Source organism: Xanthomonas sp. NCPPB 1068 (assembly GCF_041479385.2).
Taxonomy (GTDB): Bacteria; Pseudomonadota; Gammaproteobacteria; order Xanthomonadales; family Xanthomonadaceae; genus Xanthomonas; species Xanthomonas cannabis.
On the sequence record NZ_CM192986.1, the window covers coordinates 2963268 to 2980122 of the forward strand.

Here is a 16855-nt window from a genome sequence, read left to right on the forward strand (position 1 = left end):
TGCGAGCGCGACTACGGGCTGTGCGCACTGCCTGCCGCCCATGCGCGGCGCGGCCATTGCCGCGCACAGCGCCAGCGACGACCACACCGCTTACTTCAGCTTGATCTCGCGCAGACGCTCTTCCAGGAAGCCGTGTGCGGTGATCGGCTCGGGATACCGGCTCGGGTTGTCGGCACTGATGCACGAGGGCAACACGTCGATCAGGAAATCCGGGTTGGGGTGCAGGAAGAACGGCACCGAATAGCGCGGCTTGCGCGCGGCTTCACCGGGCGGATTGACCACGCGATGGATCGTGGATGGATACACGTGGTTGGTCAGGCGCTGCAGCATGTCGCCGATATTGACCACGATGGTGTCGGCGTCGGCAGTGAACGGCACCCACTCGCCATCGTTGGAACGTACTTCCAGCCCGGCGGCACTGGCACCGACCAGCAAGGTGATGAAGTTGATGTCGCCATGCGCGCCGGCACGCACGTTCGGGATGTCGTCGCTGGTGATCGGCGGGTAGTGGATCGGCCGCAGGATCGAATTGCCGTTGTTGGTCTTGTCGACGAAATAGTCCTGCGGCAGACCGATATGCAGTGCCAGCGCGGAGAGCACGCGCGAGCCGAGTTGATCCAGCTGCTGGTACAGCTGATAGCCACGCTCACGGAAATCCGGCACTTCCTCCGGCCACAGGTTCGGCGGCATCACCGCGCGATACGGCGAGTCGTCCGGAATCTCGCGACCGATATGCCAGAACTCCTTCAGGTCGAAGTGCTTGGAATCCTTGGCGGTTTCCACACCGAAGGCGGTATAGCCGCGTGCGCCGCCGCTGCCCGGCACGTGATAGCGCCGCTTCACCTCCTCGGGCAAGGCAAAAAACGCCTTGAACACTTCGTAGGCAGCATCGATGTCGGCCTGGGCGATGCCGTGATTGCGGATGCCGGCAAAGCCCCACTGCCGATAGGCTGCGCCGAGTTCGGCGACGAAGGCGTCGCGGTCGCTGTCGAAGCGGGTGATGTCCAGGGTGGGGATGCGGGCGCTCATACGGGTGTCTGCAATGGAAGTTTGAAAAGGTCGAGAGAGCCTGCGGCTCAGATCAGCAGGCGATACAACAGGTAGAACGTCGCGGCCTTGGCCACGATCACGCAGACGCCAATGATCAGCGACTCACGCCGCGTCACGCACCGCACCTGAGAGTCGGTCGAGCGTGTCCTGCATCAGGCCGGCGTCGTCGGCTTCCACGGTCACGCGCACCACCGGCTCGGTACCGGACGGACGCAGGAACGCACGCCCCCGGCCCTGCACGGCCGCCTGCGCCTGCTGCAGCGCCTGCTGCACGCTCGCCGCCTCGACGATGGCCTTTGCCGCGCCGCCGCCCAGACGCACGTTGACCGTCTTTTGCGGCACCTTGGTCAGGTCGCGCAAGGCCTCGCGCAGGCTGTGGCCATCGCGGCTGAGGGCTTCGAGCACCTGCAGCGCACTGACGATGCCGTCGCCGGTGCTCGCGCGGTCCAGGCACAGCAGATGGCCGGAGGTTTCTCCGCCCAGCGTGCCGCCGCCTTCGACCAGCGCCTGATGCACATAACGGTCGCCCACCTTGGCGCGCTGGAACGGGATGCGCAGCGCCGCCAGCGCCGGCTCCAGCCCGTAATTGGTCATCAAGGTGCCGACCACGGTGCCGGTGAGCCGGCCGCTGGCCTGCCAGGAGCGCGCAAGCACATACAGCAGGTCGTCGCCATCGACCGGGTTGCCCTGGTCGTCGGCCATCAGCACGCGGTCGCCGTCACCGTCGAAGGCAATGCCCAGCTGCGCCCCGCTCTCGCGCACCTTGGCGGCGAGATTGTCGATATGCGTGGAGCCGACACCGTCGTTGATGTTGAGCCCGTCCGGCGCTGCACCGATCACTACCACTTCAGCGCCCAGCTCGCGAAACAGCATCGGGGCGATGTGATAGGTGGCGCCATGCGCGCAGTCCAGCACCATCTTCAGGCCCTGCAGGGTGAAGCCGCGCGCCACGCTGGCCTTGCAGAACTCGATATAGCGGCCGATCGCATCGCGGGTGCGGATCGCCTTGCCCAGGCGCTCGGATTCCACGGTATGGAACGGCTCATCGAGTGCGGCTTCGATGGCCGCCTCGGTCGCATCGTCGAGCTTTTCGCCTTCGGCAGAGAAGAACTTGATGCCGTTGTCGTAATGGGGATTGTGCGAGGCGCTGATCACCACGCCGGCATCGGCACGCAAGGTACTGGTCAGAAACGCGATGGCCGGCGTCGGCATCGGGCCGATCATCTGCACATCGGCGCCTGCCGCCACCAGGCCGGCTTCCAGCGCCGCTTCGAACATGTAGCCGGAAATGCGCGTGTCCTTGCCGATCAACACCAGCGGCCGCTTGCTGCGGCCCTGCGTCAACACGCGTCCGAGCGCATTGCCCAGACGCAGCACGAAATCGGCCGAGATCACGCCCTGCCCGACCCGACCGCGAATGCCGTCGGTGCCGAAATATTTGCGGGCGCTCATGGAGCCAGGACCCGGGACCCGGGACCGGGGACCCGGGAGGAGCAGCCATCGGACGTACGCAGGCAGCAGACCACGCTTTTCCCGGGTCCCCGGTCCCGGGTCCCGGGCCCCGTCAGCCCCCTCATGCCACCGCCTCCTGTGGACGCGGCTGACGCATCATCATCGCGCTCAGCTCGGCAATGCGGTCACGCATCTGGCGGCGGTCGCAGATCTGGTCGATGGCGCCGTGGTCGAGCAGGAACTCCGAACGCTGGAAACCTTCAGGCAGGGTCTCGCGCACGGTCTGCTCGATCACGCGCGGGCCGGCGAAACCGATCAGCGCATGCGGCTCGGCGATGTTGATGTCGCCCAGCATCGCGAACGACGCCGACACGCCACCGGTGGTGGGATGGGTCAGCACCGAGATGTACGGCAGGCCGGCTTCGCGCAGGCGCCCGAGTGCCGCGGAGGTCTTGGCCATCTGCATCAGCGAGAACAGGCCTTCCTGCATGCGCGCACCGCCGCTGGCGGAGAAGCACACGAACGGGCAGCCCACTTCCAGCGCTACTTCGGCAGCGCGTGCAAAACGCTCGCCGACCACCGATCCCATCGAGCCGCCCATGAAGGCGAAGTCGAAGGCGGCGGCGACCAGCGGGTTGCCCTTGAGCGTGCCGCGCATGGCGATCAGCGCGTCGTATTCGCCGCTGGCCTTCTGGCTGGCCTTGATGCGCTCACCGTAGCGCTTCTGGTCCTTGAACTTGAGCACGTCGACCGGGCCAAGTTGGGCGGCGATCTCGGTGGTTGCGGTGTCCGGGTCGAACAGCGAGTTCAGACGCGCGCGCGCGCGGATCGCCATGTGGTGGTCGCACTTCGGGCACACCTCGAGGTTTTCCTCGAGTTCCGGGCCGTATAGTGCGCTACCGCAGTTGCTGCACTTTTCCCACAGCCCCTCGGGGACGCTGCGCTTCTTGGCCGGGGTGTTCTCGGTGCGGATGCCGGAGGGCATCAATTTGCTGAGCCAGCTCATTCGATTTCGTAAAAAGCACCCCTACGGGGCGACAGTACTCAGTGTACCAGTCCGATACCCGACGCTTTCGTACGCCCGAGTATCGAGACATCATCAAGAAAATTAAACAGGCAGCCGCCAGTCGGTAAGAACTTCCATGAGGAACGCGATTGTGATAATGGGAAAATCGGCACCGAGAGTTTTATATGGTGCGCTACAGCAGTCATGCCCCAAATCAGGTACGTATAGCCACAAATGGAATAGCCCCTATAGACAAACGTGAACAAGGATCGATCATGAAAATCCCAGCATGCCTTGCAGCCCTCTTACTCCTGGTCTCCGTTGTCGGTAGCAGCCAGGCTCAGGTAAAAATGTGCGGAAGCGAGACCAGCGCACAGCTTCCGAGCAAGACAACGTCGCACATCAATCCAGATGGCTCGATGACAATACGGGTACCTACTGGGTGGTTCATGTTTACCCAGGAAAAAGGTGTCTGGGCAATCAGCCCGACTGCCGTCCTGACCTGCGCATGTCCTGGAGGGTCTGGATGCAGTCCCACATTGCTTCCCAATGGGCAGACTTTTTGTGCGATGAGTTCAGACTGCACCCAGTGCAATCGCGGCGGAAGCACCGCGATGTATCCGGTTCCGCAAGATCAAATCGGCGTGACTTTCGCCAGCGTCGATGAAGTCAAACGCTTGCCACGGGTCGATCCACGCTTTTTGTCGATCCCCGATGTCAGAAAGGATCTACTTGCATTCAAAAAGGCCCTTGGCATTCCGGTAGAGGCTAGCGGGCGCGATGCCGTGTGGATCCGCCTATACGGTTATGTCGCACCAATGGACGTTCCCGATGGCTATCAGATCCCTATGACTGGCTCTGCGACTGAAAACATGGCGCTCGGCTTGCTGGTAAGCCAATCTATTCGGGTTCCTTCGGCTGCAGTGAAATGCAGTTGCAGCAGCGGAGGAAGTTGCAAGCTTGAATCCAATTTCGGGGTCAAGGTATGCAACGCAGCCGCATGCGCGACCTGCAGCATGACTTACTGATCGCGGGACAGATCAGCGGTCCAATTCCCGGCGCAATGGGACCAGAAAGGCTTCGGCGCCTTCGCGGGCACTGCGGACGTCGTCTGCGTCGGCCAGGGCAGCGACCAGGGCGCTGCCTACCACCACGCCGTCGGCATCCACGGCCATGGCCTTGGCGCTGGCGGCGTCCTTGATGCCGAAGCCGGCCACCACTGGCGCACCGGCACGTTGCCGCAGCTGGCGCAGGCGGTCGCTGGCGGCATGGGTGTCGAGCAGGTTGGAGGCGCCGGTGACGCCAGCAAAGCTGACGTAGTAGAGGTAGCCCTGCGCCGTGCTGCACAACATGTCCAGGCGCTGCTCGCTGGTGGTCGGCGATGCCAGCGCAATCAGCGCCAGCCCGACCTCGCTGAAGATGTGGCGGGTTTCGTCCGCCTCTTCCGGCGGCAGGTCGACCAGCAACAGACCGTCAACGCCCGCCGCGACGGCGGCTTCGGCGAACCGGCGCGTGCCGTGGATTTCGATCGGGTTGAGATAGCCCATCAGCACCACCGGGGTGGTGGCATCTTCGCGGCGGAATTCGTGCACCGCTTCCAGCACATAGGCCAGGCCGGCACCGCGTGCCAGCGCGCGCTCGGAGCTGCGCTGGATGGTAGGACCGTCGGCCATGGGGTCGGAGAACGGCACGCCCAGCTCGATGACGTCGGCACCGGCGCGCACCAGCGCGTGCATCACCGGGACGGTGGCTTCCAGCGATGGGTCGCCGGCGGTGATGAAGGGGATCAGTGCCTTGCGCCCATTGGCACGCAGCTCGGCGAAGCGGGAATCGATACGACGCATGAAATCACTCGAACAAGGGAGGGAAGCCAGCCGCCATGGAAGCTCAGGTGGCAAAGAAATACCGCATCAGCGCAAAGCACAGTGCAAACAGGTAGCCGTAGGAAAATCGATCGATGCGGAACACCGGGTCGCCGCGCCGCGCTCGCCACGCACCAAGCGCGGCCATCAGCCCACCGGCGACCAGTGGCGCGATCACTACCGCTGCCAGTCGCGCACCGTGGGTCGCCGTGAGGTGCTGCGGCAGCAGCCAGAGACTGACACCGCCAAGCAGTGCACCCAGGATTGCGTAGCCCACTGCCGCCAGCCCTGGCGAGGGCCTGCGCTCCAACGACTCGGCGACAGAGTGCAGGCCCAGTTCGATCAGCATCTCGGCCAAGGCCTGCAGCAGCACCTCGGCTACCAACTGGATGATTCCTTCGAGCATCGCTGCGTCCCTGCATCCGGATAGAGCGTTAGCCGCAACCACGCTTAGAGCGCGATTCCCTCGCGCGCGGCGATGGTGTGCACGTCCTTGTCGCCACGCCCGGACAGGTTGCACAACACCAGCGCATCCTTGGGCAGCTCGCGCGCCAGCTTGATCGACTGCGCCACCGCATGGCTGGACTCCAGCGCTGCCAGAATGCCCTCGGTGTGCGCCAGCAGGTGGAAGGCGGCCATCGCCTCGTCGTCGGTGATGCCCTGATACACCGCGCGGCCGCTGTCGGACAGGAACGAATGCTCCGGACCCACGCCGGGGTAATCCAGGCCGGCGGAGATCGAGTGGGTTTCGGTAATCTGGCCGTCGTCGTCGCAGATCACGTAGGTGCGGTTGCCGTGCAGCACGCCGGGGCGCCCGGCGGCGATCGATGCCGCGTGGCGACCGGTGGCGATGCCGTCGCCGGCCGCTTCGGCGCCGTAGATCTTCACGCCGGGGTCGTTGAGGAAGGCATGGAACAGGCCGATCGCATTACTGCCGCCGCCCACGCAGGCGCTGATCGCATCCGGCAGCCGGCCGTAGTCCTGCAGCATCTGCTCGCGCGCTTCGCGCCCGACGATGGCATTGAAGTCGCGCACCATGCGCGGATACGGGTCGGGGCCGGCAACGGTACCGATGATGTAGAAGGTATCGCGCACGTTGGTCACCCAGTCGCGCATCGCTTCGTTGAGCGCGTCCTTGAGCGTGGCCGAACCGGAGGTCACCGGAATCACCGTCGCGCCCAGCAGCTTCATGCGGTAGACGTTGATCTTCTGCCGCTCGATATCGGTGGCGCCCATGTAGACCACGCATTCCAGGCCCAGGCGCGCTGCGACCGTGGCGCTGGCCACGCCATGCTGGCCGGCGCCGGTCTCGGCGATGATGCGGGTCTTGCCCATGCGGCTGGCCAGCAGCGCCTGGCCGATGGTGTTGTTGATCTTGTGCGCGCCGGTGTGGTTCAGGTCTTCGCGCTTGAGCAGGATCTGTGCCCCGCCCACTTCGCGACTGAGCCGCTCGGCATGATAGATCGGGCTGGGCCGGCCGACGTAATGCTTGAGGTCCTTGTCGTATTCGGCGATGAAGCTCGGATCCTGGCGCGCCTGGTCATAGGCGGCGGACAGCTCCTGCAATGGACCGATCAAGGTTTCGGCGACGAAGCGGCCGCCGAACTTGCCGAAATGGCCGGCAGCATCCGGGTAGGCGTAAAAGTCACTGATGGGCTGGGCCGACATGGGAATCCTCTGCAACGGTGCGGTCATACGCGAGGCCGTCACTCTACCCCAGCCCGGGGCGGCGATAAATCGATAAGATTGCTGCAACCTGTGATCTGAGCTCACACATGAGCAGTCTACTCCCACCACTGGCGGCCTTGCGCGCCTTCGAAGCCGCCGCACGCCTGCAGAGCGTCAGCCGCGCGGCGCAGGAGCTGCACGTGACCCATGGCGCCATCAGCCGCCACGTCCGCGCGCTGGAACACGCCCTGGGTGCGGCCCTGTTTGTCCGCCAGGGCCGCGGCCTGGTATTGACCGCTGCCGGCGCGCGCTTGCGCGATGCCACCGGGGAAGGGTTCGCCCTGATTGCCGACACCTGGGCCGGTCTGCGACGCCCGGCCACCGAGGCGCCATTGGTGCTGGGCTGCTCCGGCAGCCTGCTTGCCCGCTGGGTCATCCCGCGCCTGGGCCAGTTGCAACACGACCTTCCGGACATGCGCCTGCACCTGTCGGCCAACGAACAACCGCCCGGCGCGGATCTGGATGGCCTGGACGCGGCCTTGTTGCTGGACACCCCACCCTGGCCCGGCAACTGGCAGGTGCATGACCTGGGCGTGGAATGGATCGGGCCGGTGCTCAGCCCGCACCTTGCCTCGGCCTTGCGGCTCGCTGGCAACCGCCCGGCCGCCCTGCTCGATCACGCCGTGCTGCACACCCGTTCGCGCCCACAGGCGTGGCCGGAATGGGCCCAGGCCCACGGCCTGGCGCCCGACGCGTTGCGGCTGGGAACCGAATTCGAACATCTGGTCTATCTGCTGGAGGCGGCCGCCGCGGGCCTGGGCATCGCGATCGCCCCACAGGCCCTGGTCGCGGCCGATCTGGCAGCCGGGCGCCTGCTGGCGCCCTGGGGATTTACCGCCACCCGCGGCCGTTGGGTGCTATGCGCCGCAAAGCGCAACCCGGACCCACGCATCGCCCAGCTGGCGGATTGGCTAGGCAGCGCCCTGGCAAACGATCAACACACCTCGCCGGCCATGCATGCCGCAGCCACCTGAGCCGCATCGCAAGCGGCCGTCGCACGACCGCGGCGCCAGCACGGCTGATAACGACCATGCACCGACGACACGATTACCAGGCGAAAGACCACGCACCGATGTCGCTACCAACGAGGCGCGGAACGACACGTCTAGGCATCGCAAGCGGGAAAGCTGCGGTCACTGACTGAATCGCTCAAGCGGACAGGCTCCACCTCAGCGCAACCGGAATAACAACAACGCGCGAGTCTAAAGCTGCCCACCTGATCGAAGGCAGAAACTGCCAGCGCGCAGACGCGCACGCCTTGCCCAATCAACCAATCGCCTCAACCCACCGCTGTTACGAATCCCGACTCCCGACCTCACCCCATCTCGTGACAATCGGCGCGGCGCACCTCTTCGACAAACTTGCGCATCTTGTGGCCATCCTTGATGCCGGGCGCAAGTTCCACACCACTGGAGACATCCACGCCCCAGGGCAGCGTCGCGACGATCGCGTCGAACACATTGTCGGCGGTGATGCCGCCGGCAAGAAGAAATGGGCGGTGCAAGCCGGTGGGGAGTCGCGACCAGTCGAAGGTCTTGCCGGTACCGCCGCCAGCGCCAGGTGCATGGCTATCGAACAGGAAACCGGCCGTATTGGGATAGGCCAGCTGCAGCGTGCGTGCATTGGCGTCTTCGCCGTTCACGCCGGCGCTGCCCATCGGCACGGCCTTCAGATACGGCAGGTTGAAACTGCGGCAGAACGCGTCGTCTTCCTCGCCGTGGAACTGCAGCAGGGTCGGGCGCACGGTACGCACCACCTCACGCACTTCTTCCTTGGAATTGTTGCGGAACAGGGCCACCACATCGACCATCGGCGCGGTGGCCTGGCGCATGGCGCGCGCCTCGGCCGGCGCCACGCGGCGCGGGCTGCCGTGGGCAAAGATGAAACCTACCGCGTCCACACCCAGCTCCCCGGCCAGTCGGATGTCACCGGCGCGGGTCATGCCACAGAACTTGATACGGGTGCGGTACAGCGATCGATTCATTGGGTCACCTCGGCGGGCAGAAGCCACTCTGCAGGATACAGAGGCCCGATAAACACCAGACCTTGTGGCGGCGCTGTCGGCCCGGCAACCGTGCGGTCGCGCCCGGCGAGCAACGTCGCGATCCAGTCGGCCGGCTGTTCGCCGGTTCCGACCAACATCAGCGAGCCCACAATATTCCGCACCATGTGATGAAGGAATGCATTGGCCTGCACCTGCACCTCCACCACTTCGCCGATGCGCTGCACGCTGATTGCCTGCAGGTTGCGACGCGCATGCAAGGCCTGGCATTGCACGCTGCGAAACGCGCTGAAGTCGTTTTCGCCCAGCAAGGCCTGGGCGGCAGCATGCATGGCCTGGGCATCGAGCGGCCGACGTTCCCAGCTCAGCGTCTGCCGATACAGTGCCGGGCGGATCTGACGATTCAGCAGGCGGTAGCGATACCGCCGGGCGCGCGCGGAAAAGCGCGCATGGAAGTCGTCGGCAACGGGCACGCACCAGCGCACCGCGATCGAAGCCGGCAGCCGCGCCGTGGTGCCCAGCATCCAGCCACGCGGCTGACGTCGCGCATCGCTGTCGAAGTGCACCACCTGGCATTCGCCATGCACGCCGGCGTCGGTTCGCCCTGCGCAGACCACCTGGGTCGGGGCATCGGCCACCGACGACAGCGCCGTCTGCAGGCTGGCCTGCACGCTCGGCCCGCCATGCTCGCCCAGTTGCTGCCAGCCCTGAAACTCGCTGCCGTCATATTCCACGCCCAGCGCGTAACGCATCGGTACCTGCCCTATGAATGAATCGATGAAACCGAACGCCGGTCATGCCGACGCCGCCATCGCAGGCAGGTGCCAGCACAGCCCCGCTGTGCGGAGAAGGTGAAGTGTACGAGCAGCGTTGTCCGATAGCATCGGCCGATGGCGAGCCGCGGTAGCACGCGGCTCACACAGGCGCGCGGTCAGTCGTTTGACGCGATCGTGCGCTCGGACCACACGGCCAGCGTGGTGCCGCCGGGCTCGCGGAAGTGGAACCGGCTGCCACCCGGAAAGCCGAAGACCGGCTTGACGATCTCGCCGCCGGCGGCGCGCACCCGATCGAGCATCGGCGTCAGGTCGTCGGCATACAGCACGACCAGGGGGCCGCCTTCTGCCGGAGCGGGCGTGCCGGCGCGGTAGAAGCCGCCATCCAGGCGGCCGTCGTTGAAGGCCAGGTAGTCCGGCCCGTAGGCCTGGAACTGCCAGCCGAACACGGTTTCGAAGAAGGCCCGGCTGGCATCGGGATCGGTGGATGCGAACTCCACGTAGTCGATCCGTCGCTCGCGCACCGCAAGGCTGTCCATGGCCGGGCTCATGCCAGGCGTTCCAGCAGTTCGGCGGCTTCGGCGCGGGTGGCATCATCGCCGGTGGCCGCAACTTCCAGCAGCAGGCCGCGCGCCGTGTCCTTGTCGCCCAGGTCCATGTACGCCACCGCCAGTTCCAGGCGGTCACGGCCTGCGGAGGCAACCTCCCTGCGGCCCACCGCGCCGGGTGCAGCCGCTGCCAGCGGAGTCGCAGGGGCCGGAACGACATCCTGGGCCGCGCGTTCGACGTCGAAGCCGTCCTGGACGCCATCGTGCGCAGCCGACGCTCCCGCGGATGGGACGCCGAGGTCGGGCGCGCGCTCCGCGTGCACGGGCTGGACAGGCTCGGCCTGCTCGGGCGCCTGCGACGCGTCAGACGGGAACGGGGCATCGGTGGCCTGGAACGCGGCGGCCGGTGGCGACGATGCCGCCGGGGTGGCACGCAGCGAACGCCACTCGTCGCTGTTGACCACCGGCGGCGGCGCCGCTGGCTCGGACAGCAGCGGCTCGCGCCGCAGCACCTCCGACAACGGCGGCTGCACGTCATGGGTGCGCTCGTCTTCGCGCAGGTCGACCTGTTCGAATTCGGTTTCGTCCACCACATCGCGCTCGCTCGGCTCGGTGGCGTGCACCTCGTCCTGCGGCTCGCCGCCATCGGCCGGCGCGACCGGTGGCACGAAATCGAACTGGCGCCGCGGCAACGGCGGCAACGGCGAGGGCTTGCGGCGACGCGCGGCCAGCCACGCGACAACCGCGGCCACGATCAGCACCAGCCCACCGATCAGCCACAGCGGGAAGCCACCACCTTGCGGTGCTGCCTGCGGCGCCTCGGCAAGGCGCTTCTGCGCGGCGGCCAGGTCGGTGTCCTTCATCGCGATCAAGGCTTGCTGCTGCTGCTTGAGCTTTTCCAGATCGGCCACGCGTGAGCGCAGGTCCTGCAATTCCGCATCGCGGGTGGCGATGTCTTCCTTGGCCTGTTGCAACTGTTGGTTGGCCGCCATCTCGCCCTCGCCTTCGGCACTGGTGCCGGACGTAGCGCCGGCGGTGTTGGTCTGACTCGCCACTGCCGGGGCGATTTCGAGCCGCGCGCCGGCACCGGGTGCGGTGGACGCGGGCGGGGCCGGGGCTGTCGCCGCCGCGGCACCGGCATCGGCCGGTTGCGGAATGGCCGACCGCGCCTGACGCCACTGGGCAGCCTGCTCGCGCACCATCACGGTGGCTTCGGCAGCACCGACCTGCGCCAGCGCGTCTTCCTGCGGGGTGCGCAGCACTGCGCCCTGCTTCAGTCGATTGATGTTGCCGTTGACGAAGGCATCGGGATTGGTGCGCAGCAGCGCCAGCATGGTCTGGTCCAGCGAATGCCCGCTGGAACGTGCCAGGCGCGCCGCGATCTCCGACAAGGTCTGGCCCGAGCGCACGGCCGGCAGCACATCGCCGGCCTGCGACGCCGCGGTGGTGGCCGGGGCGGGCCGTGAGGGCGCCGCGGCGGCACTGGGAGCGCCCTGCACAGCGCGTTCGACCGCCGCCTGCGCAGCCGCCGGCTCACGGGCGATGGTATTGCTGGCGCCGGCGCGCGGCGCCTCGATGGCGGGCTCGGCGATCGCGGCAGCGGTGTTGGGCGCATCGACCAGGGCGGCGTACTCGCGCACCAAACGGCCCTGGCCCCACTCCACTTCGATCAGGAAGTTGATCGCCGGTTGATCCACCGGCTGACTGCTGGTCACCCGGATCACCGCCCGCCCGCGCGCATCCTGCGCGAACTGGAACTGCAGACTGCTGACCAGACCCTGCGGCCGCTCCAGTCCGACGCGCGCGAAGGTGGTGGCCGACGCCAGTGCCACGCGGGCGTTGTCGAGCTCGCCCGGCTCGTTGGAGATGACCGGAATTTCGGCCACCAACGGCTGCCCGGGCTTGGACAGCACCCGGATATCGCCAAGCCCCAATGCCATGGCTGCGCCACTGCAGGCCATCAGCAGCAACGCACCCAACCCGTGTATCGGACGCATCGCGCCCCTGCCCCTATGTTTCATGGGCATCAATATAGCCGCTGGATGAGCGAAAAAGTCGGCGACCCCGTGCAGAGCGCACAAGCCGTCGCAATGCGACATCCATGCGTCAGGTCATCGGTAGGAGCGCGCTTGTGCGCGGTGGGGCTTCACCGGGAAAGCCCCATCGCGCGCAAGCGCGCCCCTACGCAGCCGACGGATCAGCCTTCCTGGGCGACCAGTTCGGCCAGCTGCACCGCGTTGAGTGCAGCGCCCTTGCGGATGTTGTCGGAGACGATCCACAGGTTCAGGCCACGCGGGTGCGAGAAGTCTTCGCGGATGCGGCCGACGAACACCGCGTCCTTGCCGGAGGCATGGGTCACCGGGGTCGGGTAGCCGCCAGGCTTGCGCTCGTCCACCACTTCCACGCCCGGCGATGCAGCCAGCAGGGCACGCGCCTGCTCGACGGTGATCTTGTCGCGGGTTTCGATCGCCACCGCTTCGGAGTGGCCGTAGAACACCGGCACGCGCACTGCCGTCGGGTTCACCTGGATGCTGTCGTCGCCGAGGATCTTGCGGGTCTCCCAGACCAGCTTCATCTCTTCCTTGGTGTAGCCGTTGTCCTGGAAGTCGTCGATGTGCGGGATCAGGTTGAAGGCAATCTGCACCGGAAAGCGCTGCGGGTCGATGTCCTGGAAGCTCAGCAGCTCGCTGGTCTGCTTGCCCAGTTCTTCCATCGCCGAACGCCCACCGCCGGAGACCGACTGGTAGGTCGCCACGTTGATGCGCTCGATACCGTACGCACGGTGGATCGGGCCCAGCGCCACCAGCATCTGCATGGTCGAGCAATTGGGGTTGGCCACGATGCCGCGCGGGCGCTGCTTGAGTGCTTCCGGGTTCACTTCGGAGACCACCAGCGGCACGTCGTCGTCGTAACGGAACGCGGAGGAATTATCGATCACCACCGCACCGGCCGCAGCGAACTTGGGGCCGTACTCCTTGGACACGCTGCCTCCTGCGGAGAACAGCGCGATGTCCACGCCGGTGGGGTCGAATTCGGCCAGGTCCAGCACATCGACCTTGCCGCCGTTGAATTCCACCTGCCCGCCGGCCGAACGCGACGACGCCAGCGCGTACAGGGTGGCGACCGGGAAATTGCGCTCGGCCAGGATGCTCAGCATGGTCTCGCCGACTGCGCCGGTGGCGCCCACGACCGCGACGTTGAAACGACGGTTTTCGTTGCTCATGAGTTTGTCTTCATCGAAAAGGGAAAAGAGGAAGCACTGCGCGCTGGGTTCGGGGAACCTCCAAAGCTGGCCGCGGAGGTTCCCTATCGTTTGGTCGAAATCGTGCCGGTGACGCCGGTCTTTTTCGCGTCCACACCGGTGCCGCCCTGTTTGGCAGCGGCAACCGCATCGGCATTGAGCGCGCTCGGCGGATGGCCGGCATTGGGGCCTTTGCCCAGCGCAGCGATCAGGTTGTCCACCGCCAGCTGCACCATCGCGCGGCGCGTGGCCAGGCTGGCGCTGCCGATATGCGGGGTGAGCACCACGTTGCGCAGCGCCAGCAGTTCCGGGCGCACGCGCGGCTCGCCTTCGTAGACATCCAGGCCGGCACCGGCCAGGCGCCCGTTGGCCAGCGCATCGGCCAGCGCCAGCTCATCGACGATGCCACCGCGGGCGATGTTCACCAGCGTGGCGGTAGGGCGCATCTTGCCCAGCGCCGCCGCATCGATGATGTGGTGCGAATCCTTGGTGTACGGCAGCACCAGCAGCAGGTGATCTGACTGCGCCAGCAACGTCTCGAAATCGACGTACTGCGCGCCCAGCGCCTGTTCGGTGGCGGCCGGCAGCTGGCTGCGGTTGTGATACAGCACACGCATGCCGAAGCCGTGTGCGCCGCGGCGTGCGATGCCCTGCCCGATCCGGCCCATGCCCAGGATGCCGAGCGTGCTGCCGTGGATATCGGCGCCGAGCATGGTCTTGAACGACCATTGCCCCCACTGCCCGTCGCGCAGCCAGCGCTCGGCTTCGGTGATGCGGCGCGCGGTGGCCATCAGCAACGCGAAGCCGAGATCGGCGGTGGTTTCGGTGAGCACGTCGGGCGTATTGCTGGCCAGGATGCCGGCCGCGCTCAGCGCCTCGATGTCGAGATTGTTGTAGCCCACGCCGACATTGGCGATGGCGCGCAGCTGCGGCGCCGCCGCGATTTCGGCCGCGCCGATGCGCTCGTTGAGGGTGATCAAGGCACCGTCCTGCGATGCCAGTTGCGCGGCCAGTTCGGCCGGCGAATACGCGCTGACGAGCTCGGTGGTGGTCAGCTCGAAATGCTCGCCCAGCTGCGCGACGACATCGTCGAACAGCGGCTGGCTGACCCACACCTTGGCGCGCCGCGTATCAGACATCGATCTGACCGGGAATGCGGGGCGACACCTCGCCGACGTCGCCGCATTGGGCGCGATGACGCAGCGCCTGGTCCATCAACACCAGCGCCATCATCGCTTCGGCGATCGGGGTGGCGCGGATGCCCACGCATGGGTCGTGCCTGCCGGTGGTGATCACATCGACCACGCTGCCGTCGGCATCCACCGTGGCGCCGGGCAGGCGCAGGCTGGAGGTGGGCTTGAGCACCATCGAGGCGGTGACCGCCTGGCCGGTGGAGATGCCGCCCAGAATGCCGCCGGCATGATTGCTAAGGAAGCCTTCCGGGGTGATCAGGTCGCGGTGTTCGGTGCCCTTCTGCGCCGCGCTGGCGAAACCGTCGCCGATCTCCACGCCCTTGACCGCATTGATGCTCATCAAGGCGGCGGCCAGTTCGGCATCGAGCTTGCCGTAGATCGGCTCGCCCCAGCCTGCCGGCACGCCGCCGGCCACCACGTCCACGCGCGCGCCGACCGAATCGCCGGACTTGCGCAGCGCATCCATGTAGCTTTCCAGCTCCGGCACCTGCGCGGCGTGCGGCCAGAAGAACGGGTTGTCTTCCACCGCATCCCAGTCGAAACCGGTCGGGCGGATTTCGCCCAGCTGCGAGAGAAATCCGCGCACCAGCACCCCGTAACGCTGCTTGAGCCACTTCTTGGCGATGACACCGGCGGCCACACGCATGGTGGTTTCGCGCGCCGACGAACGTCCGCCACCGCGCGGGTCGCGGATGCCGTATTTCTGCCAATAGGTGTAATCCGCATGGCCGGGGCGGAACTGCTGGGCGATGTTGCTGTAGTCCTTGCTGCGCTGATCGGTGTTGCGGATCAGCAGCCCGATCGGCGTGCCGGTGGTGCGGCCTTCGTACACGCCGGACAGGATCTCGATGGCGTCGGCCTCGCGGCGCGCGGAGGTATGCCGGCTCTTGCCGGTGGCACGCCGCTGCAGGTCGTGGGTGAACTCTTCCGGCGCGATTTCCAGGCCGGGCGGGCAGCCATCGACGACGCAGCCGATGGCCGGCCCGTGCGATTCGCCGAAGGTGGTGACGGTGAACAGCTTGCCGAACGAATTGGCACTCATGCGCGCAGGCTCATCGCTGCGCGGCCAGCTCGCTGATGCGCGCGTGGTGTGCGATCAGCTCACGGCATTCCACCGCAAAGATGCCCATCTGCCCGACCTTGAACTCGACCCAGGCCAGATCCACCTCCGGCAGCAGCTTGATCAGGTGCTGCTCGGACTCGCCCACTTCGCAGATCAGCAAGCCGTCTTCGCTCAGGTGCTGCGGCGCATCGCGCAGGATCTTCAGCACCAGATCCAGGCCATCGTCGCCTGCACGCAGGCCGAGTTCGGGCTCGTAGGAATACTCCTGCGGCAGCGCATCGGTTTCGTCGTTGGTGACGTACGGCGGGTTGGTGACGATCAGGTCGTACCGACGCCCGGCCAGGCCAGTGAACAGGTCCGACTTGAGCAGGGTGACGTTGTCGGCATGCAGGCGCGCCTTGTTGTCGGCAGCCAGTGCCAGCGCGTCGTCGCTGATGTCCACGCCATCCACGTCCCAGTGCGGGTTGTAGTGGCCCATGGCAATGGCGATGCAGCCCGAGCCGGTGCACAGGTCCAGCGCGCGGGTGACTTCGCGGCCGCCCAGCCAGGGCTCGAAGCCGGCTTCGATGAGTTCGGCGATCGGCGAGCGCGGCACCAGCGCACGCGCGTCGCTCTTGAAACTCAGCCCGGCGAACCAGGCCTCACCGGTCAGGTACGCCGCCGGGACGCGCTCGGTGATGCGACGCTCGAACAGGCCGAGTACCCGCTCTTTTTCCTCACGCAGCAGACGCGCCTGGCCGTAGGCCGGGCCCAGGTCGTGCGGCAGATGCAGGCTGTGCAGCACCAGCTGGGTGGCTTCGTCCAGCGCGTTGTCATAGCTGTGGCCGAAGGTCAGACCGGCTGCATTGAAACGGCTGGTGCCGTAGCGGATCAGGTCGATGATGGTGTGCAGTTCGTCGGCCGCGGCGGCAGTCATGGCAACAACTAAAGAGGAATC

16 protein-coding genes are annotated in these 16855 nt (G+C 66.5%); 2 read left to right on the forward strand and 14 right to left on the reverse strand.

What is annotated here, in order from left to right; genetic code table 11:
• Window positions 1–90: 90 nt before the first annotated feature.
• The 3 genes from ACCQ12_RS12585 to accD form a co-directional block, all read right to left on the reverse strand.
• The gene (locus tag ACCQ12_RS12585) at window positions 91–1029 is read right to left on the reverse strand and encodes an isopenicillin N synthase family dioxygenase (RefSeq protein ID WP_104580475.1); all 939 of its coding nucleotides are present in this window, start codon (window positions 1027–1029) and stop codon (window positions 91–93) included.
• A gap of 123 nt (window positions 1030–1152) precedes the next feature.
• Window positions 1153–2502 (reverse strand): phosphoglucosamine mutase, encoded by a 1350-nt coding sequence (gene glmM / locus ACCQ12_RS12590; RefSeq protein ID WP_104580476.1) that lies wholly within the window; start codon window positions 2500–2502, stop codon window positions 1153–1155.
• Between the two features lie 121 nt (window positions 2503–2623).
• Complete coding sequence (accD, locus tag ACCQ12_RS12595) at window positions 2624–3508, reverse strand: acetyl-CoA carboxylase, carboxyltransferase subunit beta (protein ID WP_372381865.1); 885 nt, start codon at window positions 3506–3508, stop codon at window positions 2624–2626.
• 275 nt (window positions 3509–3783) lie between these two features.
• On the opposite strand from accD, the gene ACCQ12_RS12600 reads away from it, so the two are divergent.
• Window positions 3784–4536: a hypothetical protein gene (locus tag ACCQ12_RS12600; protein WP_355603998.1), complete on the forward strand. Its 753-nt coding sequence runs from the start codon at window positions 3784–3786 to the stop codon at window positions 4534–4536.
• A 12-nt stretch (window positions 4537–4548) separates the two neighbouring features.
• On the opposite strand, the gene trpA is transcribed toward ACCQ12_RS12600, so the two are convergent.
• From trpA to trpB, 3 genes are read right to left on the reverse strand one after another with little or no spacing between them, the layout of a single operon-like run.
• On the reverse strand, window positions 4549–5352 hold the full coding sequence (gene trpA / locus ACCQ12_RS12605) for a tryptophan synthase subunit alpha (protein ID WP_355604001.1): 804 nt from the start codon (window positions 5350–5352) through the stop codon (window positions 4549–4551).
• Window positions 5353–5395: 43 nt separating this feature from the next.
• Window positions 5396–5776: a hypothetical protein gene (locus ACCQ12_RS12610; protein ID WP_355604004.1), complete on the reverse strand. Its 381-nt coding sequence runs from the start codon at window positions 5774–5776 to the stop codon at window positions 5396–5398.
• A 44-nt stretch (window positions 5777–5820) separates the two neighbouring features.
• Window positions 5821–7038, reverse strand: coding sequence for a tryptophan synthase subunit beta (gene trpB / locus ACCQ12_RS12615; RefSeq protein ID WP_228314023.1), 1218 nt, complete (start codon window positions 7036–7038; stop codon window positions 5821–5823).
• A 107-nt stretch (window positions 7039–7145) separates the two neighbouring features.
• Between trpB and ACCQ12_RS12620 the strand changes: the two genes are divergently transcribed.
• On the forward strand, window positions 7146–8072 hold the full coding sequence (locus ACCQ12_RS12620; RefSeq protein ID WP_372381866.1) for a LysR family transcriptional regulator: 927 nt from the start codon (window positions 7146–7148) through the stop codon (window positions 8070–8072).
• Window positions 8073–8413: 341 nt separating this feature from the next.
• Here the strand turns inward: ACCQ12_RS12620 and ACCQ12_RS12625 are convergent, their stop codons facing one another.
• The 8 genes from ACCQ12_RS12625 to prmB form a co-directional block, all read right to left on the reverse strand.
• Window positions 8414–9082: a phosphoribosylanthranilate isomerase gene (locus ACCQ12_RS12625; RefSeq protein WP_047693184.1), complete on the reverse strand. Its 669-nt coding sequence runs from the start codon at window positions 9080–9082 to the stop codon at window positions 8414–8416.
• Window positions 9079–9852: a tRNA pseudouridine(38-40) synthase TruA gene (gene truA / locus ACCQ12_RS12630; RefSeq protein WP_372381867.1), complete on the reverse strand. Its 774-nt coding sequence runs from the start codon at window positions 9850–9852 to the stop codon at window positions 9079–9081. The genes ACCQ12_RS12625 and truA overlap by 4 nt, the downstream gene beginning before the upstream one ends.
• Window positions 9853–10031: 179 nt before the next feature.
• Window positions 10032–10424: a VOC family protein gene (locus ACCQ12_RS12635; RefSeq protein ID WP_372381868.1), complete on the reverse strand. Its 393-nt coding sequence runs from the start codon at window positions 10422–10424 to the stop codon at window positions 10032–10034.
• A complete protein-coding gene (locus ACCQ12_RS12640) occupies window positions 10421–12418 on the reverse strand; it encodes a motility hub landmark protein FimV (RefSeq protein ID WP_506191661.1) in 1998 nt (665 codons plus the stop codon). Before ACCQ12_RS12640 ends, ACCQ12_RS12635 begins: the two co-directional genes overlap by 4 nt.
• A gap of 200 nt (window positions 12419–12618) precedes the next feature.
• A complete protein-coding gene (locus tag ACCQ12_RS12645) occupies window positions 12619–13644 on the reverse strand; it encodes an aspartate-semialdehyde dehydrogenase (protein ID WP_039566622.1) in 1026 nt (341 codons plus the stop codon).
• 83 nt (window positions 13645–13727) lie between these two features.
• Window positions 13728–14801, reverse strand: coding sequence for a 2-hydroxyacid dehydrogenase (locus ACCQ12_RS12650; RefSeq protein WP_355604016.1), 1074 nt, complete (start codon window positions 14799–14801; stop codon window positions 13728–13730).
• A complete protein-coding gene (aroC, locus tag ACCQ12_RS12655) occupies window positions 14794–15897 on the reverse strand; it encodes a chorismate synthase (protein WP_372381869.1) in 1104 nt (367 codons plus the stop codon). The genes ACCQ12_RS12650 and aroC overlap by 8 nt, the downstream gene beginning before the upstream one ends.
• Before the next feature lie 10 nt (window positions 15898–15907).
• On the reverse strand, window positions 15908–16834 hold the full coding sequence (gene prmB / locus ACCQ12_RS12660) for a 50S ribosomal protein L3 N(5)-glutamine methyltransferase (RefSeq protein WP_047693191.1): 927 nt from the start codon (window positions 16832–16834) through the stop codon (window positions 15908–15910).
• Window positions 16835–16855: the final 21 nt, after the last annotated feature.